The organism is Bradyrhizobium sp. USDA 3311, from assembly GCF_054062495.1.
Genome location: NZ_JBSSFI010000001.1, coordinates 7,222,468 through 7,245,591 on the forward strand (window position 1 = coordinate 7,222,468; position 23,124 = coordinate 7,245,591).

The 23,124-nt window shown below is 61.3% G+C and carries 23 protein-coding genes; 4 read left to right on the forward strand and 19 right to left on the reverse strand.

The features are described 5' to 3' along the window. Positions 1-732, reverse strand: a complete 732-nt coding sequence (locus tag ACVWW6_RS34665; RefSeq protein WP_011086292.1) for a cytochrome c biogenesis CcdA family protein — start codon at positions 730-732, stop codon at positions 1-3. Between the two features lie 75 nt (positions 733-807). Between ACVWW6_RS34665 and ACVWW6_RS34670 the strand changes: the two genes are divergently transcribed. From ACVWW6_RS34670 to ACVWW6_RS34685, 4 genes are all read left to right on the forward strand, one after another. After that, positions 808-1,179: a thioredoxin domain-containing protein gene (locus ACVWW6_RS34670; RefSeq protein WP_271555421.1), complete on the forward strand. Its 372-nt coding sequence runs from the start codon at positions 808-810 to the stop codon at positions 1,177-1,179. Between the two features lie 37 nt (positions 1,180-1,216). Beyond that, complete coding sequence (locus ACVWW6_RS34675; protein ID WP_011086290.1) at positions 1,217-1,567, forward strand: ArsR/SmtB family transcription factor; 351 nt, start codon at positions 1,217-1,219, stop codon at positions 1,565-1,567. 72 nt (positions 1,568-1,639) lie between these two features. Beyond that, positions 1,640-2,719: a YeeE/YedE family protein gene (locus ACVWW6_RS34680; protein ID WP_456682264.1), complete on the forward strand. Its 1,080-nt coding sequence runs from the start codon at positions 1,640-1,642 to the stop codon at positions 2,717-2,719. Positions 2,720-4,202: 1,483 nt separating this feature from the next. Next, a complete protein-coding gene (locus ACVWW6_RS34685) occupies positions 4,203-4,700 on the forward strand; it encodes a hypothetical protein (RefSeq protein WP_231166682.1) in 498 nt (165 codons plus the stop codon). Positions 4,701-4,790: 90 nt separating this feature from the next. Here the strand turns inward: ACVWW6_RS34685 and ACVWW6_RS34690 are convergent, their stop codons facing one another. The 18 genes from ACVWW6_RS34690 to ACVWW6_RS34775 form a co-directional block, all read right to left on the reverse strand. Further along, entirely contained in the window at positions 4,791-5,327 is a 537-nt protein-coding gene (locus tag ACVWW6_RS34690) for a tetratricopeptide repeat protein (protein WP_028171935.1), read from the reverse strand. 80 nt (positions 5,328-5,407) lie between these two features. After that, positions 5,408-5,806 carry a hypothetical protein gene (locus tag ACVWW6_RS34695; RefSeq protein ID WP_028171936.1) on the reverse strand — a complete coding sequence of 133 codons (399 nt, stop codon included), beginning with the start codon at positions 5,804-5,806 and terminating at the stop codon, positions 5,408-5,410. A gap of 9 nt (positions 5,807-5,815) precedes the next feature. Then, positions 5,816-7,480: a type II and III secretion system protein family protein gene (locus tag ACVWW6_RS34700; RefSeq protein WP_028171937.1), complete on the reverse strand. Its 1,665-nt coding sequence runs from the start codon at positions 7,478-7,480 to the stop codon at positions 5,816-5,818. 400 nt (positions 7,481-7,880) lie between these two features. After that, complete coding sequence (locus ACVWW6_RS34705) at positions 7,881-8,297, reverse strand: TadE/TadG family type IV pilus assembly protein (protein WP_028171938.1); 417 nt, start codon at positions 8,295-8,297, stop codon at positions 7,881-7,883. Next, on the reverse strand, positions 8,294-9,622 hold the full coding sequence (locus tag ACVWW6_RS34710) for a pilus assembly protein TadG-related protein (RefSeq protein WP_028171939.1): 1,329 nt from the start codon (positions 9,620-9,622) through the stop codon (positions 8,294-8,296). The genes ACVWW6_RS34705 and ACVWW6_RS34710 overlap by 4 nt, the downstream gene beginning before the upstream one ends. An 8-nt stretch (positions 9,623-9,630) precedes the next feature. Further along, positions 9,631-10,131, reverse strand: a complete 501-nt coding sequence (locus ACVWW6_RS34715) for a hypothetical protein (RefSeq protein ID WP_231166680.1) — start codon at positions 10,129-10,131, stop codon at positions 9,631-9,633. A gap of 24 nt (positions 10,132-10,155) precedes the next feature. Further along, positions 10,156-10,803 carry a methyltransferase family protein gene (locus ACVWW6_RS34720; RefSeq protein WP_456682265.1) on the reverse strand — a complete coding sequence of 216 codons (648 nt, stop codon included), beginning with the start codon at positions 10,801-10,803 and terminating at the stop codon, positions 10,156-10,158. Positions 10,804-10,805: 2 nt separating this feature from the next. Next, positions 10,806-11,714, reverse strand: a complete 909-nt coding sequence (locus ACVWW6_RS34725) for a type II secretion system F family protein (protein ID WP_456682266.1) — start codon at positions 11,712-11,714, stop codon at positions 10,806-10,808. Beyond that, positions 11,711-12,553: a type II secretion system F family protein gene (locus ACVWW6_RS34730; protein ID WP_456682267.1), complete on the reverse strand. Its 843-nt coding sequence runs from the start codon at positions 12,551-12,553 to the stop codon at positions 11,711-11,713. Before ACVWW6_RS34730 ends, ACVWW6_RS34725 begins: the two co-directional genes overlap by 4 nt. 86 nt (positions 12,554-12,639) lie before the next feature. Beyond that, positions 12,640-14,016: a CpaF family protein gene (locus tag ACVWW6_RS34735; protein WP_060911419.1), complete on the reverse strand. Its 1,377-nt coding sequence runs from the start codon at positions 14,014-14,016 to the stop codon at positions 12,640-12,642. After that, positions 14,013-15,215 carry an AAA family ATPase gene (locus ACVWW6_RS34740; RefSeq protein ID WP_060911418.1) on the reverse strand — a complete coding sequence of 401 codons (1,203 nt, stop codon included), beginning with the start codon at positions 15,213-15,215 and terminating at the stop codon, positions 14,013-14,015. The genes ACVWW6_RS34735 and ACVWW6_RS34740 overlap by 4 nt, the downstream gene beginning before the upstream one ends. Further along, positions 15,215-16,171, reverse strand: coding sequence for a Flp pilus assembly protein CpaB (gene cpaB, locus ACVWW6_RS34745; protein ID WP_028171946.1), 957 nt, complete (start codon positions 16,169-16,171; stop codon positions 15,215-15,217). The genes ACVWW6_RS34740 and cpaB overlap by 1 nt, the downstream gene beginning before the upstream one ends. A gap of 1 nt (position 16,172) precedes the next feature. Then, entirely contained in the window at positions 16,173-16,679 is a 507-nt protein-coding gene (locus ACVWW6_RS34750; protein WP_456682268.1) for an A24 family peptidase, read from the reverse strand. A gap of 104 nt (positions 16,680-16,783) precedes the next feature. Beyond that, positions 16,784-17,125, reverse strand: coding sequence for a Flp family type IVb pilin (locus tag ACVWW6_RS34755; RefSeq protein ID WP_080668053.1), 342 nt, complete (start codon positions 17,123-17,125; stop codon positions 16,784-16,786). Between the two features lie 657 nt (positions 17,126-17,782). After that, a complete protein-coding gene (locus ACVWW6_RS34760; protein WP_028171949.1) occupies positions 17,783-18,253 on the reverse strand; it encodes a hypothetical protein in 471 nt (156 codons plus the stop codon). Beyond that, complete coding sequence (locus ACVWW6_RS34765; protein WP_028171950.1) at positions 18,237-19,154, reverse strand: DUF2950 domain-containing protein; 918 nt, start codon at positions 19,152-19,154, stop codon at positions 18,237-18,239. The genes ACVWW6_RS34760 and ACVWW6_RS34765 overlap by 17 nt, the downstream gene beginning before the upstream one ends. Continuing rightward, positions 19,151-20,806, reverse strand: coding sequence for a DUF3300 domain-containing protein (locus tag ACVWW6_RS34770; protein ID WP_456682269.1), 1,656 nt, complete (start codon positions 20,804-20,806; stop codon positions 19,151-19,153). Before ACVWW6_RS34770 ends, ACVWW6_RS34765 begins: the two co-directional genes overlap by 4 nt. Positions 20,807-20,900: 94 nt before the next feature. Beyond that, positions 20,901-22,814, reverse strand: a complete 1,914-nt coding sequence (locus ACVWW6_RS34775; protein ID WP_271613309.1) for a sensor histidine kinase — start codon at positions 22,812-22,814, stop codon at positions 20,901-20,903. Positions 22,815-23,124 lie beyond the last annotated feature (310 nt).

Consider the following 23,124-nt stretch of genomic DNA (forward strand, 5'->3'; position numbering starts at 1 on the left):
TCAGCCGATGGTGGTCAGCCCCGGAAAACGCTCCAGCAGCCACTCTGAAACCGCCGGCATTAGACCGGTCAAGAACATCAGGCCGGTCGCGACTAGAAAGACGCCCATTGTCTTCTCGACCAGGCCAAGATGCCGGCGCGCGCGGCCAAGCGCGACAATGAACCTACCGGTGAACGCGGCCGCGATCAGGAACGGAATGCCGGTCCCGATTGAATAGGCGAAAAGCAGCAGGGCTCCTCGTCCGGTCGTGTCCTCCGAGCCTGCCATCAGCAGGACAGCGGCGAGAATGGGGCCTGCGCAGGGCGTCCAGCCGAACGCGAATGCCAGGCCCATGACGAAGGCCCCCGCCACCCCGGCCGGCCGGTTGTCGACCTGCACCGTCGCACTGCGATAGAGCAGCGGAATCCTCAGCACACCTAGAAAATGCAGGCCCATGACGATGATCAGGCCGCCGGCGACGATGCCGAGCGTTGAGAGATGCGCGGAGATGAGGCGTCCCGCGAGCGAGGCGGTCGAGCCGAGCGCGACGAAAACCAGCGAGAAGCCCGCCACGAAAGCGAGTGCGGAGACCAGGATGCGCGGCCGCAGGTCGGGCTTGCCACCGGAGAGATCGTTGACCGAGACGCCGGCCATGTAGCAGAGAAAGGGCGGGACCAGGGGCAGGATACAGGGCGACAGAAACGACAACAGCCCCGCGACGAAGGCCGCCCCCAGCGTGACGTCCAAGGTCATTGCGTCTCATCCCTAGAACATATGCGAATTTAATGATATAAAGCGCCAAGGAAGTCCAGAGGTCCGTTACGCAGGATGAACAGAATCATCGCCTGGCTCGCAGTCATTGTCGCGCTCGCGCTGTCCGCAACGGGATCGCGCGCGGCCGAGCTCGTCATGTTCGAACGGGCCGGCTGCGTATGGTGCGCACGCTTCAATGCCGAGATCGCGCCGATCTATGGCAAGACCGAGGAAAGCCAGACCGCGCCGCTGCGCCGGGTCGACCTGAATAGGCCCCTGCCCGCCGACCTCGCCGGAATCGATCCCGGCGCCTTCACGCCGACCTTCGTCGTGGTAAAAGAGGGCCGTGAGATCGGGCGCATTCGCGGTTATCCGGGGGATGCCTTCTTCTTCGGCCTCTTGGACCGGATCCTGTCCAGCACAGGATCCGAACCGGGCAGGTCGTGACCGCTCTCAAGGATTTTACTCAGGGGAATTTGAGACGATGCCGCTGCCAAAGCTGAAGGAGATCGAGGGCTCCGCCGAGCTCGAGCAGATGATGGAGAAGGCACGCGAGGCGAGCGACATGCTCAAGGCGCTATCGCACGAGTCCCGCTTGCTGCTGCTCTGCATCCTCGCCGAGGGCGAGAAATCGGTGACCGAGCTCGAGCAGTTCCTCGGCGAACGGCAGTCAACCGTCTCCCAGCAGCTCGCGCGGCTCAGACTCGATCGGCTGGTCACCACCCGCCGCGACGGCAAGGCGATCTACTACAGCCTCGCCAACGAGGACGTCCGCAAGATTCTCACCGCCGTCTACGACGTGTTCTGCGAGCCGGTGCGGCGGCGCCGCCGGTAATTTTCCGTTCTGGATTTTCGCGCCTTCCCGGCGCAGACTGTCTAACAAGCAGAACGAACATCCCCGGGAGGAATGCTGGGCCCTTCGACCATAGCGTTTGCATGCGGGCTTGCCGCCGGTGCCGTGCTCGGCGTTTCCGGCCGTGCGGGCCGCTTCTGCACGCTCGCAATGCTCGAGGATGCGTTCTTCGGATCGGATTTTCGCCGGCTCAGATCCTTTGCTCTGGCCGCGGCGGTCGCCCTGCTTACGACCCAAGCGCTGGCCGAGTTCGGCATCATAAACCTGTCGCGATCGATCTATCTCACAGCATCGATCGGCCTGGGCGGCGCGATCATCGGCGGGTTGATGTTCGGCGTCGGCATGGCGCTGGTCGGCACCTGCGGTTTCGGCACGCTGGTGCGCATCGGCGGTGGCGATCTGCGTGCCATCGTGGTCTTTCTCGTGCTCGGCCTGTCCGCGCTCGCGACTATGCGCGGCATCACCGGCATGCTCCGCGTGAAGCTGATCGAGCCATTGTCGGTGCGCCTCGCCGAAGGCAACAACCAGACTCTGACTTCACTGCTCGGGGCCGGCAGCACGACGCATGCAATCATCGTCGTGTCGATTGCCGCCGCGCTCGCCTTCTGGGCACTCGCGGATGGCCGGCTGATCCGGTCGCCGCGACTATTGGTTTCCGGTCTTGCCGTCGGCGCCGCGATTGCGTTCGGATGGTTCGCGACGGGGTGGCTCGCGGATGACGAATTCGATCCCGCGCGCGTCTCCTCGCTCACCTTCGTTGCCCCGCTTGGCGACACTATCCTTTACATTGCCACCTTTTCCGGCGCGCGGTTGAACTTTGGCATCGGCTCGGTCGCCGGCGTCGTCGCCGGCTCGTTTGCGGCCGCCATGCTCGGGCGCGGCTTTCGCTGGGAGGCTTGCGACGACGCCCGTGAATTGAAGCGTCACATGAGCGGCGCGCTTCTGATGGGGATAGGCGGGATCATGTCAATGGGATGCACCATTGGCCAGGGATTGACCGCATTCTCAACACTCGCTCTCTCGGCGCCGATCACAACGCTGGCGATTGCCGTCGGAGCGCGGCTCGGGCTTGAGTTCACGATGACGGGCGAGTGGCTGCCAGCAGTGCGCAAGCTGTTCGGCGTCTCGACGTAGTGGAAAACCACCGCTTCTGCACCGAAGCATTTTCCGCCCCACTCAACTCTCGCGAACGTGCGCGGCGAGATGAAAAGCGGCAGACGCGTACCATTCAACCCGAATAAAAACCGTCGCCGTCAATGGGAGCCGTGTCGATCAAGCTCATCGATGGGAGCCGGAAACAATTCCCGGATTGATGCCGACGACGTTCAACCCGCACAGACTTCCCAAACTACCGACACGCTCCCACTGATTGGTACTGAGTCCAGAAGTACATTGACCAGGCCGACATGCTGGCTTGTCCGACGTTCATGGCGATCGGCGTCATCATGTGGAGACGAAATTCGGCTTCGGAGCGAGGGGCCGTCGCCGCGGCAGATCGGCAGCGCGCCAGCTTCCCTCTCGGATATCACTCCTTGGTGGCGCCAGCAGCGTGCGTCGGGCCGCGCTCTACCCCACGATTACCAGCGCGAGCAGGCCGGAGCCAAGCAAGGCGACGCCCGCGAGCGTAACCGCCAAGAAAGCAAGAGATGTGAATTCCTCACGCATGGATGTGTGGCCAAGGATTCACCATGCTCCGACCATCACAAGAGTGGCGATGCTCAAAGCCGAGCAGCACAGAATGATGACTGGCGCGACTAAATCTTGGTGAGATCGCATTGCTGGCTCTCCCAGTTAGAAGGCTTGGAGATAGTAGCTCGGCAATGTGTTTCCCTGACTTCGAGGTTGCTGGAAAGTGGTTTCAATCCGATGTCATTTGTTTCGTCTTCGCGCGGGCGAATGAAGTCTCCTCACGGGTTCGCGAACGCGACCCGGAACCAGAGACCGATTCTCCCAATCTCGGATCAAACCTCAGGATGACGCCTCGTCCGGGTTGATTTTTGACAGACACAGTTGTTCCGAGGCCTCGATCTGGCGTACGCGTCTTTAGGGTGAACCGTCGTGCGCGGCCCCGCGCCCAGGGCTGGCGCGACTGAGACCATCTGCGGATGTCCCGGTTCGATGCTGCTGCCCTTTTCCTCAATTGACACAGGGCTCGCTTATCGGCACGGTTTACGTCCATATCCATGCTGGAATGATTTGCAGATCCGGCGGCGTCGGCCCGCAAACGCGCAGCGTGCAACACGACCGCCTCATTTGATGCTCCGGGCGGAACAACCGCTGAAGTTGGTAGATGGCTCCATCGAGAACGGATACGGGCCGGCTTAATCACCAGATGGAGGATGATCCGTCCCGCCCTCATCCGCACGCCGCCGCTCATCCCCCGGCTGACGATCACGTCGCCGAGGACCGAGGGCCGCAGCCACGCACCGATCACGGCAACAGTGCGCCCATAATTCACCCGCCTCACGAGGCCCCCGCCTTGTCGTCCGCGCACTTCGGTTCCGGGCAGGAGGAGTCCGGACGTGTGACAGCGATCGCGAATTGGATGCAGCGAGGACGCCGCATCTGGCGCGGGCACCTTCAACGCGATCAACTTCCCGAGGCGACCGGAGGCTCGATGGGAAACATCGAGCGCTGGTTGCTCGCGTTGCTGAGCGTTCTCGTCATCGTGAGTTGCGTCTGCGCGACCATTGTCTTGATGCAGGCCACGGCGCTCAAAGCGGAGATCGCCACGCTGCAACGCGAAATCATCGCGCTCAAGCTACGCGTAGCCAGGCTCGATCAGATCGCAAGCGCCAATGAGGCCCGCGACAAGCCAAGCACCGAAGCACCCAAGCCGCCGGCCGAGAATCGCCCCGACCAGACTGCTCTCGTCCTGTCGCGCGAAGAGATTCAGCTGATCCGCGACTACATCAAGCCCGCCCCGGTTGCGGGCTCCGCGACCGAACAGATCAAAGTCGGCGATCCCGTCACGGGAGAAACAATCCCGTTCCCCTCTCCGATCACGGAGAAGGTCCGCAAACTACTCGGCGCGAGATTTACCATCCGCAACGGCGTGATCGTCATCACCCGAATCGGCAGCCGTCACGCTGATGTTGTGATCGGGCCCAATTGATGAGAGGCCGCTCACGCCACGTGCAGCCTCCCAAAGCACGTTAGCGTGCATATCCGACCAGCATCCGCCCTTTGCTGGTAGTTATTCCACCTATGGCTGATTATTCGGCGGCCTTTCAATGAACCGACGGCTACCATTGAGAAGCTCAAGGTTATTGGCGATAACCGGGTTACCCGGATCTAGCGAATAGGCCTTTTCAAACTTCCGTCGCGCCGCACTCAGATTGCCGCGCAGCATGTACGAATAACCCTGATCATTCAGGATCTGAACGGTCTCGCCCCCGAGCCGAATCGCCTGGGCATAGGCCTGATCAGCCAGGTCAAAACGACGCAGGCGGTCATAGCTTGCCGCGAGCCCAACCCAGGCCGTCACGTCCTTCGGCGATTTCTCGACGGCGTCCTTGAAATAGCGCTGGGAGATCCCGTAACTGCCGCGGTTGAAATGCTCCAGCCCCAGCCGCACGGGCTCGTCCGAAGGATAATATTTGACGTCGGTCGGCTCCTGCACGGGGTCTCCGCCCGGCGGCTCCACGGGAGCGACGATCGCCGCGTCTCTCAGCGTGGTCTCACACCCCGCAAGGCCGGTCGCCAACCAGCAACAGGTCAGCATAAAGATGATGCGCCGCATAAATCTTGTCCCCGCCCGGCCCATCGGAATCACTGAAATATCATCGTTGAATTACCCAAAGCTCAGGCCCCTTGGCCCCTTTACCTGCTCGGTGCGCCGCCGACCGGCACCGATACGCCACTGGCCGTTCCAGGCGGCAATCCTTCGATGTTGACGTTCTGCGTCGGCGTCGTCCGCACGCCCAGTTGCCTCGTCGCATCGCTGATGTCGGGAAGCTGATCCACCGGCTGTTGTGTCTTGCCATAACGAGTCACGGCGGCGCCAACGCGCCGAGCGTCGTACGCGATCCTGCGGTCACCGACGTTTCGCGGCCATGGATGGATCGTATGGGTGACGGCGTTGACCTGCTTGGCATCGCCGGCGGTCATCGTGAGGGTATCGGAGCGCTGGAAATAGCGGTCCATCTCGTCATGACCGGCGAGGCCGTAACATCCCCCGAGCAGCAAGGGCGCGAACAGAACCAGACACCTTATGGTCATCTCTCGCTCCTAGTTGAGGGTCTTTACGACCGGCTGGTCGACAACGGCGGCCGGGGGTGGAACGGGCGTCCGGAGCTCAGGAGCGATGATGTGGCCGTACGGGCCCTTCACGTCGCCGCCGGAATTGACGTAATCGTTGTAGCGCTTGCGGACTTCCATCTGGCCATTGAGGAAGAAGTCGACGTCATTGGCCGGAAGACGGGAGTCGAGCGGAGATGCCAGTTGCTGACCGGGCGCCGCCGGCGCAACCAGGCGCGGCGTGACGATGATGACGAGATCCGTTTCCTGCTGTTGGTACGACTTGCTGCTGAACAAGCTTCCGATCACCGGCACCGAGCCGATCCAGGGCAATTGCGAAACGTCCTGGCGGTTGCGGGTCTGGAGCAGGCCGGCGATCGCAAAGCTCTGGCCGTCGCGCAGCTCGACCGTGGTCCGCGCGTCGCGGCGGGTCAGCGCCGGAATGATCGTCCCCGCAATCTGCACCGCATTGGCGAAATCAAGCTCGCTGACCGACGGCTCGACCCGAAGGTTGATCACGCCGCGCGAGAGAACGGTGGGCACGAAAGCCAGCTCAACGCCGAACTTCTTGAATTCGATAGTCACGGTGGGCACGAGGCCAGCGGTACCGGCCGTCGACGCCACAGGCACTGGGAATTCACCGCCGGCCAGGAAGCGGGCGGCATCACCGGACAGCGTGGTCAAGTTCGGCTCCGCCAACCGGCGGGCCAATCCCTTGGTTTCCAGCGCCGAGATCAACAAGTCCACCGAGCCGCCATTGCTGGTTCGGATGATGCTGGTCAACAAGCTTCCAAACGGGGCCGGGGCGACACCGCCCGCAGTGCCAATGAGCGTACCCAATGTTCCAAGCACCGGCAGGCTCCCCGTCGGCGGCGTGCCGACAGGAGTCCCGCCCGCGCCGAGGGGACCAGTGGCGGTATTGAGACCCCCAATCGGTCTTCGACCGGCGGCGGTGACACCGCCCTGCCCGGTAATACCGACGTTGGTGCCATTGGCATTCGCCGCATAGAGGTTGACGCCGAGATCTCGGCCGGCGTCCCGGTTGACCTCGAGAAAGCGCACCTCGAGCATCACCTGCTGCGGCGCCGCGACGCTCATCGCGTTGACGACAGTTCCACCTTTCGCAACGGTGCTGGTAGCAATTGCCATGGCCCGCTCGGCCGCAACCGCATCGACGGCGGTTCCGCTCAGCACCACCTGGCCCTCGGAGGCCGAGACGCGAACACCCTGCATGCCGGTGCCGGTCCGGATGTTCTGCTGCAGATTGCCGGTGTCGATCACGACCTCGACGTCGAGGATCCCGATCTGCTTCATCGAGCTGTCGAACAAAATGACGTTGGTAGTGCCAGTCTGCTTGCCCTGGACATAGATCAGGTGATCGCTCAGCGACTTCACGTCGACGATGTCAGGCGAGCCCGCGACAATCGTCGCAAAAGCCGTATCGACCTTGAAGGTGCGTGACTTGTTGACGACCACCTTGACCCGCTGGACGTCGTTCATTTCGCTGACGAAGACGCCGCCGCCAGAGGAGCCGCGCCGATCTGCGGCCGTGGCGCTGTCAACGGAATTGAACAGGGCAAGCGTGGCGCCGAGAGCCATCACGCCGAAGGCGGGAAGCCCCCCTACCGTCTTACCTGAAACGCGACCGCCACCCATTCGAGTCCCCCCGCCGCGATCCGCGGCAATCCCCCGCGAATCTACGTGCTCGATGCCCCTAACAGTTCCCTCCGCGCACCACGTCGCAGAGTTTACATTCCATCCGATTACAAATCGTTATTACGTATTTCCAAGATCACACCCCTCATTCAGCCTCCTTGCAAGAAGAGAGGCTTACCGCACTGCGGCAACAGCTGAGAAAACTCTCCGATGTTGCCAGCCTGCACCACTTTTCCCCGTTTGCTTGGAACCCTCCTGCTGCACAAGCGCGCAGGCGTCCCGCCGGCGCCCCGCTTTGGCGAGTTCCTTGGCAATTTTCGGAAGATCCGTTCGGACAACCGCGACTCACGCTTCCTCTTGCCGAAATCCAGACGCTTTCTGGAATGGTTGCCTGGTTCCACTAAAAGGGAATTGTGGTGGACGCGCTCGGCGCGTTCAACGCCGTGCCCCAGATCGGCATCAGCATGTTGAAACTCGGCTGCGATGCCGTAACCGTCAGTGCGGAGGCTCCAGTCGTCGTGTTCAGCGTCGGCGAGAGACCGCCGCGATACAGGAACGGCGCCGCGTTCTGCTTGCCGGTTGGGGACAGGGGATCGCCGGTGCAGGACGGCGACTGAGGCGGGCTTTGAAGCACGGCAGGCGTGTAGCAGTTGATCATGACCGCCCGGGCGCCGGCGCTCGCGAGCATCCGCAAAGACTGCATCGTGATTGCATAGCGTCCAAGATCGAAGATGGCGAAGATCAATGTGAAGAACGACACGAAGACGAGGATAAATTCGAAGGCCGCGAAGCCGCGATTGTCGAGCTTCCTCATCATTGCACCAACGCGACAACTTGAGTGTGAACGATGGTGGCCGGATCACACCCCTGCGTGCTCAGGTAGCCGCCACCGCTCATGTCGAGCGTTTTCGCGATCACTTGTGAACAGGTCGTATTGGTACTGGCAGTCGTTCCGGCCCAGCTAACGTCGACGTGGGGGAAGTACACGGTCCCGCCCAGGCTAACCAGACCATTACCGTTTATGGTGACCTTATTGCTGGTCTTGTTCGGAGCCTGATCATCAATCAGGACGCCATTCAGATCCGACGAGAAACTGTTGGTCGCAGGTGCGGAGAGGTCAACTGTGCCCCCGGTGATGGAAAGCTTCGTGTCTCCGAGCAGTACGAGGGTTACGCCTGTCCCTTTCAGTTGTCCGCCGGTCATCTTTATAGTTGCGTTGTAGAAGAAATATGTTCCCGGGTCCAAAACGTACTTATCCCCGTTCGACACCGTGAAGTTACCGTAAGCTCCACTCCCCGCGCTATTCGGCGCGCAATGCTTCCACCCATCCGCCTGAACAGGACATACCGGGTTTGTATTGCCAGTCCTGCTGTTGAACGATTTGGTGTCCAGTTTGCTGAGCGGATTGTTTGCGTACGGCATGAAATAATTGTGCGGCACGCTGACATTGCTACAGGAGCCTGAGGGGGTGCAGCCACTTGCACCATAAATGGCCCATCCCGAACCGGTGAAGGACGGAGTGCTGGCAAGTTGAACACTGGTGTCCGACATTATCGCGCAGCCAGTTCCGTTGTTGCTGAGGTTACCAGCAAGCTTGAGCGCGCCCGAGTCGGGTCCAAGCGCCAAGGCGCACACCTTGGTCGGCTGCTGGACCAGCGCAATGGCTTGGGAGGGGATGTTGACGGTCGTCAAACCCAGCACTGCCGCCAGGTAGGCGGGCTGTTGCTGGCTGACCCTGGCGCGAACGGCGTTGCCGACGCCCGCGGCCGGCGTTGTGAACGTACCGGCATTGTAATCGCCGATATCGATCTGCACTGCCCGCGAGATTCTGCTCGGAAGGCTCGTCGCACAATTGGTGCCCGGATAGGCGGTGTCGCCAGCGTTGCAGAACGCGTTCTGTGCCGCGAATTGCTTGCCGCGATAATCCACTGATTGTGCATCGCAGGCCGCATTGGCAATATTGCATGAAAGCCGCAAGGCGCCCGAGTAGGCGGCCGCGTCGGCGGCGTTCTGCGTGTGCTGCTTGGTGACGTACCACGATCCCGCCTCGGCCCCGAGTGCGACCACGCCGATGAGCGGCACAAGGGCGATGACTGTTACGAATGCGACCGAGCCTCGTCTGGAACGGAGCAGATTGCGCATGGAAGCACCTACTGGAAGCGTTCAGAGGAAGGCAACGTGTACGTACAACTGCTGGGGCACAGCACCGATCTCAAGACAATCGGCGCCAAAGTGACCGTCGTCGAAAATGTGATGTACTTGGGAGAAGCAATATTGCCTGGCGAGCAGGTAGCGCCTGCATCACCGCATTTAACCTGGATGTTGCCGATCGTATAACCGGCGACTGTCGTCTGTAGCCCTGACCTCCAGGTCACCGTGCCGTCGGGGCCGAGCGGATTGTAGTATTGGACATATTGCCCGAAGCTGCGCAACGCCGACCAGGCAGAGATAAACCGGAAGCTGGCAGCGGCCACGTCGGCGAGCGGCATGAGCAGGAACGACACCAAGAAAATGTAGACGATGATTGTCTCGAACGCGACGGCGCCGCGTTGATCCGTGATAAAAGGCTTTTTACGACACGCGCGCCTGCCTCGATCGTTACTCGCCACTTCCGATCGCCGAGTCCGGGCAGCGATTTGGACGATCTCCATGACAATTCGGCCACGCATAGCCACTCACCAAATATAAGGGACCATTCGCCAACGCGACGCTTCGTAGCTGGAATACTCCGGGCAAGTGCGTCGAAGCAGGTCCTCCTCGTAAAGAATTCGGCATGCCTGGATGCTGATATGCAGGACCAGCACGATCACCGTGACCGGTGTCAGGTATTGCAGCACGACGCCCAGCACCACGATTTCTTCTGCGGCATAGAGCGGGTGCTTGATCCATCGATACGGACCGGTCTGCACCACCGAACGCGCCTGTGGCACCAGACTGAACGATCGACCTAGATGCCGGATAGTGACAAGCATCATGATCGTGCCGACCAGCACGCAGGCTGTCGATGCCAGATTTGGCAGCGTTTCGCCGGTCTTGCCCAGGAAGCTGATGGTCCATGGCAAATAGCTGCCGACGAACGCCGCTATTCTTGGAAGCAGGCCATCTGCGTGCGCCTTTGCCGGCGAGCGGGTCATGATCAACAGCGCCAGGAGCACGTAGAAAATGCCAAGGCAAAAGCCCGACAGAAGCGATGGCCATGGATCGGCAAGCGACGACCCAACCTTGATGGCGACGCAAAGTGCCAGCAGCATGAACCACAGGCTGCCGAACAGTTGCATGATCCGATCGTAAGAACAGTTTTTCGACAGGGCGACTGTGCTCATGGCTACTTCCCGAAGCTGGCGAACGAACGCACGAGGTGCAGAATGGGACTTCCTCCCATGATGACGAACATGGCCGGAAGCAGGAACAGCACCATCGGGATGGTCAGCTTGGCGCCCAACTTGTGCGCCCTTTCTTCGAGCTTGGTCATACGTTCCCGCCGCAGGTCGACGGCGATACTGCGTAGCGCCTGGCTCAACGGCGTTCCGTATTGCAGGCTTTGGCTGATCATTGTGCCGAACCGGCGAAGCCCCTCTGAGGTAGCTGCCAAATTATCGAATGCGTCGATGCGATTCGGCAGCATCCGCAGATCCTCAAGGAGACGGTGCAACACCCAGGCCATGGCGGGATTGGACGGTTTCATCTCTTCCGCGACACGTCCCAGCGCGCCCTCCATGCCCATTCCCGCTTCGCTGCACACAACCAGCAAATCAATCATATCCGGCGTGCCTTGCCGAATGGCGGCATCAAAACGCCGTTTCATCACCGACAGAATCAAACGCGGCCCCATAATTCCGACCACCACGCCCATGAGCGTGAAGATCACCACATCGGCAAGTGCCCTTCCCGAAAGCTTCGCAAGAAGCAGCGCAATGACCGGGAACAGGAACATGCTGACGACCTTGACGCCGATCCAGGTCGGCAAGGTTCGATGATGATTGAAACCGGATGAGTGAAGGATCGTTCGCAGCTGATCCAGATTCTCCTCGGCGTAGAAGCGCCGATACCGCATGCCGAGCCATGAAAACCAACCGGTCACGTCCTGGAAGGGTGCTGACCGGTAAGGCATGCCCAGCACGGCGTTTGACACCCGTGTATCCAATGCACGGACGTGCATCTCGCGGATGATCAACACACAGGTCGCCGTCCCAGCTGCCAACGCGAGAGCCACCAAACTGAGACCAAAGGTCATAGTTCTGTTTCCCGTCTGACCATCCAACTTATCACCAGGTGCCCGACAAGCACTGAGGCCACTGCGTAAGCAAGGAGCTTGTTTCCAGTCGGATCAGAGAACAATAGATCGACATTCTGCGGATTGGCCGTGTAGAGCACCCCACCCGCAATCACGGGCGAGATTGCGAGTGCTCGTGAGGAAAAGATCACCTCTCCTGCCAGTGCCTTGGCGCGAGCCGCCAGCGCAACACGCTGACTCACGGTGTCTCCCAGCGTCTGCAAGGTTTCGGCCAAGCTGCCGCCTGACTTCAACTGGACTGCGAGTGTCACCGCAAACATCGCATACTCTGCCACTTGCGATCGCTGATAGACTGCTTCGACGGCCTCCTCCGGAGCTCTCCCCAGAGTCATTTCGCTGCATACGATGGCAAACTGCCCAGCCGTTGGTTGCGGCATCTCGCGCGCGATGGTGCGAAATGCTTCATGCACAGGCAGACCCGATCGAACCGTACCTGTCACCAGCTGGATCGCGTCAGGCAGCTGTCGAAAAAGTTGAACGGCGAAGCGACGTTGCTGCCATCCGAACAGACCTCGCACGACCACCAAGGCAGCAATTGCAGCTACGACAGACGCGTAGGGAATGGAAAATCCCAGCTGGCCGTTAGCATAAAAGATTGCGGCTACCGTGATGGCGGCGGCAAGTAGCACATACGCCGGATGCCAGGTGTGAACCATCTCGGGCTTGTAATTGGCCAGGCGGCGGAGAAACAGGGACCGGGCTCCGGTCTCCGACCGGCGAATGGATGGCAGGTTGGCCGGATGGGAGGCCGGTAGAGCTATCGCCAGCTGGCGCTGCATGCGTCGTTCTCGACCGTCGAGCCACAACGAACTGACTGCCGCGCACATCGCGAGTGCCAGAACAGCGAAGATCACCGACTCCGATATCATATTTCCCTCACGGCCTCGGCCCAAGCGCGATCAAGCCCGAAATAGACAAGACGGCTTTTGAATTTCGGGACTGCCAGGGTGGACCTGTAGGTGCCCGATATCCGCCCGTGCTCATCCTCTTCGTGGTACTCGAAGGCTGCGATGTCATTGGTGGTGATCACGTCCCCTTCCAGGCCTATCACCTCGCTGATCTGAATAATGCGACGCTGTCCATCGCGCATGCGTTCGACTTGCACGATGATATCCAGCGCAGCGACGATCTGGGTTCGGATGGCCCGCGACGGCAGATTGACCTGTCCCATCTGCACCATGTTCTCGATGCGGGTCAGGGCATCGCGGGCGCTGTTGGCATGGACCGTGGAGATCGAACCATCATGGCCGGTGTTCATTGCTTGCAGCATGTCAAACGCTTCAGCACCGCGCACCTCACCCACGACGATCCGGTCAGGACGCATGCGCAGGGCATTCCACAAGAGATCGCGTTGTGTCACCAGCCCCGTGCCTTCGAGGCTGGGAGGCCGGGTCTCGAGGCTGATCACGTGCGGCTGCTGAAGCTGCAACTCGGCCGCATCCTCGATGGTGACGACGCGCTCGCTGTGATCGATGAACTGGCTCATGGCGTTGAGCAGCGTCGTTTTGCCGGACCCGGTGCCGCCCGAGACCAGAACATTGAGCCGAGATCGGGCGGCAATCTCCAGCAATTGTGCGACGGCCGCGGTCATTGAGCCGTTTTCGACCATCCCGGCGAGGTCCAGACGGCGGCTCGGAAATTTTCGGATCGAAATGCAGGGGCTATGGATCGCCAGCGGCGGAAAGATGATGTTCACCCGGCTGCCGTCCGGCAAGCGGCAATCCACCATCGGACTGGATTCATCGATGCGCCGACCAACTTGCGCGGCGATTTTCTGCGCCACCGATGCAATGTGATCATTGTCGCGGAATCGCACCGCGACCCGCTCCAGCTTGCCGGCTCGTTCGACATAAACGTTGCTCGGTCCGTTGATCATGATGTCGTTGATCGATTGATCGAGCAGAAGCGGACGCAGCGGCCCGTAGCCGGTCATGTCGTCCGCAATCTCATCCGCCAGTTGAAGCTGTTCACGCCCCGAAAGCTCGAGCCGTTCCTCGTTGGCGATTCCATGGATGATTTCCTCGATCTGCCGCCGAAGAACATCGCGCGAAACAGTCGCGGCCACCGCTGGCTCAATCTGCTCGATGACCCGCTCGCGGAGCGACGCTGACATCAGGGGCTGCGGAAGCGAAGGTTCGTGCCTGGGCCCGGATGCAGGCAAGCTCGGCATCGACGCAGGCAACGGCGTCAATGCAGGCAAACGAGCTGGCGTATCGTCGTCGCGCCTACCAAAGATCTTCATAGTCCGAGCAACCTCCTCACCCATCCCTTTCGCTCGACGCCGAGCCCCGTGATCTCCCGTACGATCGGGGCGAGGTGACGTCGCAGTCCTGATACGTGCTTCAGCGCTGGAATTCCGAGATTGACAGCCTGGGTCATTCCCTTTCCGAGATCGGGAACCACCATGTCCGGCTCTGCGCCCAGAGCCTTGACAATCGTAGCCCTGGGAAGGCCCCCGGGCCGACCGGCGCGGTTGAGCAAGGTGAAGACCCGATCCTTCCCGGCAATGTTGGTGACGGCGGCGCGCAGTGCATGGGCATTGCGAAGTCCGGTTACCTCGGCTTCCAGCAGCACCAGCACGTGACGAGAAAGAGTGATCACCGGATGGATGGACGGCGGAAACGGGACCGGTACATCGACAACGATGTAATTGAACCGCTGGCGGAGCAGGCCCAACACGTGCCTCACGCCCGCTTCAGTGATGTCGAGCTGCGCATCCAACTCCTCATCGGCGGAAATCAGGCAAACCCGCTCGTTGACCTCGATTGCGGCGCGCTCGAGGAACAACGTGTCCGCCCGCATCGGGTTCTCCAATGCGATGCGCAGCCCTGGTCCGGGCTGAACACCCAGCATCACCGCCGTTTCGCCGCCTTGCAGATGAAGGTCGAGCAGCGCGACCTTGGCCTTGGTGGTCTCGGCAAGCTGCAGCGCGAGATTGATGGCGATACTCGTTGCGCCGGCACCACCCTGCGCACCACAGATCGAGATCACATGTCCGCCACGATCAACCGAACCGTGCGTCACGTCGCCAAGCAGCTTCGGGCGGAGCTGGTCCAGCACCATGTCCCGCGTGAGCGGCCTCGGCAGGTACTCGGTCAAGCCGAGTTCCATAAGCTCGCGGTAGAAGGTGATCTCCCTGCTCTCACCGATCAGAGCCACCCGGACATCGGGTGGGCAGACGCCGGCCAGCCTTGCTAGTTCGTCAAATGGATCATCGATTCCACTGATGTCCGCCACCAATGCGAATAATTCGGTGTCGGTTTCGAGCATCCGTATCGCATTGCGGATCGTGCCACGCTTGATCGATATGTTGCTGCCCTCGAGGCCCTTGCGCAGCGCCGCAGCACTAAGCTCGTCGTTTACAAAACAGACGATCCGGTTGCGTGCTACTACCGATGGAGCTTCTTCAGGCGAACTGACGACTGCAATGTTAACGCTCATCAACGTTTCTCCAGCAACTTGCCTGCCTGAACCACCATCGTCGCACCCCGGCGGGAAACTTCCGACCCATCGCAGTTGACGATGGTGTCGCCGTCGCCGGTGTCCTGTCTCCTGACTGAGTATTGCTTTGTCTGTCCGCCAGAATGAACGACTATCGCTGCAGTCCGGCCGGCAATTGCGTTCTGGCGGGCGATTTCCGGCGACACATCGCAGCTGGACATGGCGCCAGTGTCCACCGTATCCCACTGTTCGACTGCTGCCCGTACAGCCAGGGAGAGCGTACCGATCTGCTTTGCGACCGTGACCTTCTTGACCTGGTCTGGCGCAAGCTCCAACGACACAGTTTGCGCTTGCTTGCCGGCCACCGAGGTTATGGTTCGCCCGCCTTGCACAATCTCCTGGTCAATCGCAATGACTCGAACATTTGCCAGAACGGTTTCGCTCATGGCCCGACGCGCGGGATCTGCCTTCTCGAACACCTGGGTCAGTAGGACATCGACATAATCACCCGGCCTGATCAGCCCCGAGACGCCGGACTCCTCGTCCACTTTGATGCTGATCGCACGGCTATCCGGTGCCAGGACGCTGGCCAAGAAACCCCGATCTCGCGGTCGCAATACGTCCTGCAAAGTGATCGGACTGCCAACGTCGACGAACTTGCGAACCAGAGAGCCGGGAAGTCCGGCCTTCGATTCGGAAGTTTCAAGAATCGCCCCTGCCGGAAGCCGTTCAGGCGGCACCGAGCGTACTACGAAATCTTCTTCGCGGGCCAATGTACCTTTCGACAGCGGACGTGCCGCAACAAAATACCCGACAGTTGAAGGAGGCGCCGGCCCCTGCTCCATGACCGCTACCGGAACCTGCTTCGGCAGGTTCATGTTGTAGGCAATCAGCCCGAACGCAGTGGTTGCGAGCAACAGCACCAGGATGATTGAGAGACGCAACGCGGACGACATGTCAAAATCCTTTGCTCAAGATGGTCCAGATGCCACCGCACGCTATGGCTACGCCGTAAGGCAGGGGAGCGTGTCGCACGTGGCGCCACCGCTCGATCGCATAGACGCGGCGTGCGAACGACGATCCGACCGGCGCCAGCTTCGGATATGGCAGGACGCGCATCATCAGATGCACAAGGGCAAGAACGCCGCCGGCCAACGTGGTTGTCGTCAACAACTGCATCACACCTGCCAGCGGCAGACCAATCGACAAAGCAACCAGCAACTTGACGTCGCCGCCGCCAATCCATCCGCGCTGGTAAATCGCGAACAGCAGCAAGAACAGGATCGTCGTGGCAATCAGGGATTCGACGAGCTGCATCGGGCTGGCAAGTTGACCGGCGATCCCAAGGAGCGCCAGCACCAGGCAGATGTCATTGCGGATCAAGCGGGTCGCGACATCGAGCGTTGCGACATACAGCAACAACAGAATTTCCAGTGTCGAGGCTACGTAAGAAATCCAGCTCATGAAAATGCATGCCTCAAAGAGGAGGAAGGCACACCAAAAATGGAAGGAGCGCATTCAAGAGGGGGACACGTTCCGATGCCCCCCTCTGGCTTCGGATGGCCGTATCAAACAGCCGCAGTGAAAGCGTTGGTGATAGCGGTGATCCCGCCCCCCAGCGCCAGCCCGATCTGGCCGGCAGCTCCACCACCGAACACAGCCGAGACTGCGCCGATGATGCAAACTGCGACGATAATGTACTCGAACGACACCACGCCGTCCTGGTCCGTGCGCAGACGCTTCAACGCTTCTCTCGTCTCAATATAGTACGTCAACATAGGAGGATCCCTTCCTTGGAGATGACAGACTTCGGAATGTTCGTTGGCGAAAAACCCCTGCGCCAACTGGATTCTTTTATAATGTTCGCTCGGAGGGTTTCGCGTGCTCCATAGAGGGGTGATGCGGAGCATAAGGGGTACTCCTCGCTCGATTAACCATTTCGCCGAGCGGCCGGCGTTCGGTCGACGCGCGACAACGCGCTGGCGCTTGCCGATCGCTCAGCCATCGTGGGCATGACGATGCACGGCGTTGTCGATCGCAGAAAGAGCGTTGAGGAGTTGAACGCAATCGCGGACTGAGGGCGCTATTCAGCCGCCAATGTCGGTGCGCTCTGTTCTACCGATCGGCCGAATCCAGCCATTCCCGACCTTGAATAGCGGACAGCACCGAGATGACCAATCGCCGGCACTTCACACGAAGCACGGACAGCAGCTAGCGTACGCATTGGCGGACGTAATAGCCGTTGACCCGTATCCACTGGCAGGGGCTTGGCCGAGGCTCCTTGATGATTGTGTAGCCGTGGTAGTCGATGTTGGTTGGTGCGGTCAGGCCACGCCAGAATACTGCATTCGCGCTGGACGAGCTCAGGGTCATCGCTGCCCAGAGACAGGCCAGGGCGACACAGAATGGAAAGAGTGTTCGCATCAGCGTCTTCCGGTTTGGAATTGATTACCGTAGCTCGCTTATCCTGACTGCTCCCAAAGACGCTCGCAAGTCCGATCGCGACATGACGCGAGATGTGATCCGGTCTTGCGCAGGACCGGCGACAGCACCATTTCAAAACCGCCTCATCTCATCGTAATCGTGATTGCGCTGAGATTGGCGGCGAATTCCATGCCCGCCTTGGGACCTTGCAGCACGATCGTGACGCCCTTTTCGTTGCGCAGGTGAGCGCCGTTGATGCCGCCGACGAGGGCGGCTCCGCCGCCGACGGAGGTGTAGGTGCCGGCGAAATCGCGCACCTCTCTGATGCCTGACGCCCGCCCCGCCAGTCGCCCGACGGTTGCGCCGGCGGTGATGCCGAAGCTCAGGCCCGACACCCTGAAGGGATAGACGCGCCCTCGATAGGTCAGTACCCCGCTGCCGGCGCCACCGCCAATCAGCAATCCCGCCTTCACGATTTTGACCTCGACGTGACCACTAGCTTGCGCATGTGACGGCGTGGCGGGAATGATGAACGCGAGCAACGCGATTGCTGCCAGGTACCGGGCAATCCAACGCAGCCACGCTCGCCTGCTGCTCTCAGGGTTTTGCGGCATCGACCTTCTTCCAGGTCTGGTCCGGATCGAACAGCGTCGTGCGCTGGGCGATAGATTCGGTGCGCTCTCCCAAGTCCTTCTGGTAGACGGTACCAGCGTGATTGACCAGGAAGGTCATGACGCCGGAATTGCCGTATTCGGCTGGCCAGGCGATCAGGGCGAAGCCACCGATCATCTTGCCCTTGACGACGTAGTTGAGAGCACCGCCGGGCGCATCCGCCCCTTGCCCCTTCAGGATACGGAAATAGTATCCATGATATGGGCTCGGCTCTACACTTCCGGCCTTATAGCCTTCGGCCGAGGCTTCCGCCGCCAGTGCACCGAGTGGGCTCGGGTCGCTATCGTCGCGCCAGAACAGGCCGTCCTTCTTGCCCGGGCTGCTGACGATGCGTTGCGCGTAGACGCCCACGCCCTCGCCGCGATCCTTGTCGGCATATTCATTCTGGGCATCGACATAGGCGAGCGCAGTCTGGATCGCGTCGAGCTCGTTGCGGCCGATGCGACGATAGAGAACCTCGATCCGTCCCTCGGCCGTGTCGAATTCCCAGCCGCTCTTTGCATTGACGAGTGGAATTGGGAACGGGAAGTCGTCCGGCCCCAGCATCAGCGTGGCCTTCTTGTTGCCTTCCGCCTTGATCGAATGCTTGGCATCATACATCGACGTGAAGCGCTGGCGTATGTCTGCATCGGCGACCTCGTCGCCGGACGAGACGATGTCGTCAGCAGCCCTGCCGAGCACCTTGAGAATATCGGCCGGACCTCCCTTGACCGCAGAGGCAAGCGCTGCCGCTGCATCCTCGGGCGTAGAAAAGGATTGCTGCGCGGGCGCCGTCGAACTCAGCAGTACCAGCGCCATGATGCCTGGCAACGCCGCGCGATGAAGTGACTTCAGAACATTCATGGCGCGACCTCCGCAGGGATCCTCGCACCACGGGCGAGCCAATCGCTGTAGGTTCGGAATTTCAATCCGAGCTTGTCGTAGTGGACAAGCAGATAACCGTCGTTGCCGCGGGTCACCGCCTCCGGCTTCACGCGTTCGACCTCCTGCGCCATGACACCGACATAGGCCTTGTGGCTGCCGAGATAGCTGAAGCGGTAATAGCCGAGGCCGTTGGCGAGATAGCCGAGCAAGACGACATCGTGCTTCAGCGCAATGTCGGAGCGCCGGCCGCCGCCGCCTCCCCGTCCGCCGCCGCCTCCTCGGAAGCCGCCTCCGGCAGACATGCCGCCACCGCCACGCCCGGCGAAGCTCGCCCCACCGCCACCGCGGGGCATGCTCGCCATACTCGACCGCCCGCGGGCGGAGGCCGCTGCAGCCGCCCGGCCAGAGGAAACGTTCATGGCACCGCCGCGGCTACCTCCACCACCGCGATTGGCAGACGCTGCGCGGTTGCCGGCACCAGCGCCGCCGCGGTTGGCGGCCTTGGCGCGGTCACCACCGCCCTTGGCTCGATCGCCTCCGCCCTTCGCACTCCCCTTGGCGCGGTCCGCAGCGCCGGCGCGATCGCCGCCACCGGGCCGGTCCCGCGTACCCGCGCGGTCGCCGGTGCGGTCACCCGCTCGATCTCCTGCACGATCAGCGGCACCGGCGCCCGGACGATCCTTGAGTACCTGCTGGCCGTCGCGGCCGCGAAAATCCATCCGGTCCGCGGCGCCCGCCTTCAGATTGTTGTTGCCAAAACGCTGCTGAACATTGGTGTTGTTGTAACGCACGCCCTGGCGGTGCGCCGGATTGTGCTGCCAGCCATTTCCGACGTTGGTGGTCCGGTGATTGACATAGACGTTGCGGTTGCCCCAGTTGCAGCCGCCGCCCCAGTAATTGCCCCAGCGTCCGATCGCCCAGGCGGTCCCAAAAGCGAGCCCCCCCGCGATCACGCCTGCGCCGATATAGGACGGATACCCGAAGTAATAAGGTGGGTAGTCCGCGTAGGGCCAAGCCCCGTAAACGGTGGCCGGCTCGTAGTACGGCACGTACATCGTTCCCGGCTCGGCCGGCTCGATGACGACCACCTGCTTGTTTTCCTGCGTCTGAACACTGACCTTCTGCTGTTTGGTCGTAACGAGCTTCTTGTTGTCATAGGCCTTGGTGCGCAATCGCTGGATCGCATCCATCACGTCCGGCTGCTGCGCGAGCACGGCATCACCCAGGCTCTTGGTCCAATCGAGCTTGTCACTCATCATCGTCAGAACGTCCGCCGTGCTGGCGAGCGCCTTGACGCTGTCGTCCCAGGCCTGCTTCTCGACCTCGGTCTTGAGCGCATCGCCCTTCAGCGACTTGTGTTCTTTGAGCCAGCGATCGGCCTGCACCACTTCCAGCGGATAGGTCGACGCGGCCAGCACATTGGCCAGCAGCTCGTCAGGATAGAGCGCGATCGGCGCCACCAGTGCTTCGAGCTGCTCGGGCTTCAGGAGCTCGGCGCTTGGCGGAGCCTGGCTTGCCGCTTGCGGCTGAGCGGTTGGAGCAGCAGGTTTGTCGGCCGTCTGCGCCGAGGCGACGGACGGGATGGCCATCAACAGCGCAAGCGCGATCACGGTCCTGGCACAGCGAAGCATCACATCCTCCATCGGAGTCACAATTTGGAGGATCGGTCCGCGGCCCGACCGTTCTTTGACAAAGATCAAGGGAAATGGCTGCGTCCCGGCTGCGCTAATCGTGCTGCTGCAACGCGAAAGCCTGGCGCGTGATCGGGAGCTTGATCTTGAACAGCGTCCCGCCGGAGGGCGCGTTCGCGGCGGAAATCGTGCCGTGGTGCGCCTCGACGATGGTGCGGGCTATGGCCAGGCCCATGCCCATGCCCTGCGGCTTGGTGGTGAAAAATGGATTGAAAATGCTCTTGAGATCATCCGTCGCAATGCCGGCGCCGGTGTCGCCAACCCGGATCTCCGCCCAAGCACCGGAAACGTTCGTCGTTACGTTGATTTCGCGTTTGCCTGTCTGAATTTCGGACATCGCGTCCAAGGCGTTGACAACGAGATTGAGAACAACCTGTTGCAGGTGAATCGGATCGCCCCGGACACGAAGTTCGGCCGTCGCCGGAAGGTAGTTCAACACGACGCCGCGTCCCTTGGCCACATCTGCGACGAACCCGATGACATCCCGCACGGTATTGTTTAGTTCAATGTCTCGAATTTCAAAGGGCGTTTTTTTCAGCATGCTGCGCAGCCGTCGAATCACTTCGCTTGCCCGCTGATCGTCGCGCCTGATGTCGGCCAGGATGGCTCTGAGTTCATCGAGGTTCGGCGAGGCGCTCTTCAGCATGAGCTCCGCCGTCTCGGCGTTGGTCAGGATCGAGCCGAGCGGCTGGTTCAGCTCGTGCGCGATGGAGGTCGTCATCTCCCCGGCGGCCGCATAGCGGCTGAGATGCGCGAGCTCCGCCAGGCGCTGCCGCGACTCGACGTCCGCCAGACGGCGCCGGCGACGTTCGTGGAGTAGCCCGCTGATCAGCCCGGCCTGGACTAGGAACGCTGCTGCGATCATTGCCATTTGCCAACGATATCTTTCCCAGAGCCCCCGCTCGCGAAATAGAACCTCGCTTCCCGTCGGCAAATCGCTCTCGCTGATGCCCCAACGCTGCATCTCGCGCCAGTCGTATCTCGGCGCGGCAAATCCGATCGGTTCGATCTTGATGTCGCCCGGCTTTTCGCCCGCGAAGATGCGAAGCGCCGCGCTGACAGTCGCCTTGCTGGACTCGGATATCGAGTGCATCGGGCCGCCGACGGTCTCGCGGCCAAAAAATGCTTCCTGATAGGAGAAGATCGGCCCGTTGGCGACCGCGTGCAGCCGGCGCAATGCTAGATCACCTTCGTGGGCGACGCCGACACCATCGACCGACATCAGTTGCCAGAACAGCACCGTATGTGGAGGCAGCGTGGAGGCGCGCTTCAATATCTCCTCAAACGACAGGTCTGCGTACCAGATTAATTCGAACCGGTCCTCGAAGGGCTTAGCCTCCCGTTTGACTTCGTCGAGCCAGAACTTCTCCAGCGGCGAGGCGCCAATGACGACGGCAACGGTCCGGGTTTCCGGCAACACCTGAAGAATGCTGCCGAAGAATGCTGTGAAGTCGTTGCGAACCGGAATGACGACATCGTTTTGGGTCAGTGCCCCCCGGTTCACCAGCCGCTGCTCGACCGCCGTCATCACCAGCGGTGTATCCGGGAAGAGCTGCTCGCGATATTTCTGAACGAACCGCGCCGCCGGCGCTCCGAGGCTCATCACGAGGTCGGGCGGACTGGCCCGGTAAAGCGAGCGCAGATAATCGACGAACGGCGCCTCCGGTCCGGGACTGTTGAACCGCGCTGAGAGAAGCGTGTGCTCTTGGATGTCCAGCGCAAACGAGGATTGCTGTTCGAACTCGGCCTTGATGCTCCGGGCATATTCGCTCCAAGGACGAAAATCCCGGCCGAAGGAATGGAGCAGCAGGAGCCGTTTTGGCTCGTTGCGATCGGCGGCAAGGGCCGCCGGCACCATTGCGCCCCAGACCAGCAAACACAGACTGAGACGTGCAACGATGATCGGCCAGCTTGACTTGATCGGGGCCATAGCGATGCGCCCGCTCATGCTTTCTCCACGAGAGTAACCGCCTCCCGGCCACACTCTAGCGCAAATCGTGCAGGCGCCAATCTTCCTCGCGCCATCGCATCAGCAGCGCGTTGTGACCCGGGCGTAGGCGTCCACGACCTGCACGCAGGACGAGCCATAATAGGCTCCCGCCGCACCCGCCGCTGCGCCAACAGCCACCGCTAGTCGGGTCGTTCGACGGGCCACCCCGGCATAGCTCATGGGGGTCAGCGGCCGCCCTACTCTTGCCTGCGCCTCTGAGAAGAGGGCGCCGTCAGCGAGACGGTTTGTCCCATTCATGGACAATCCC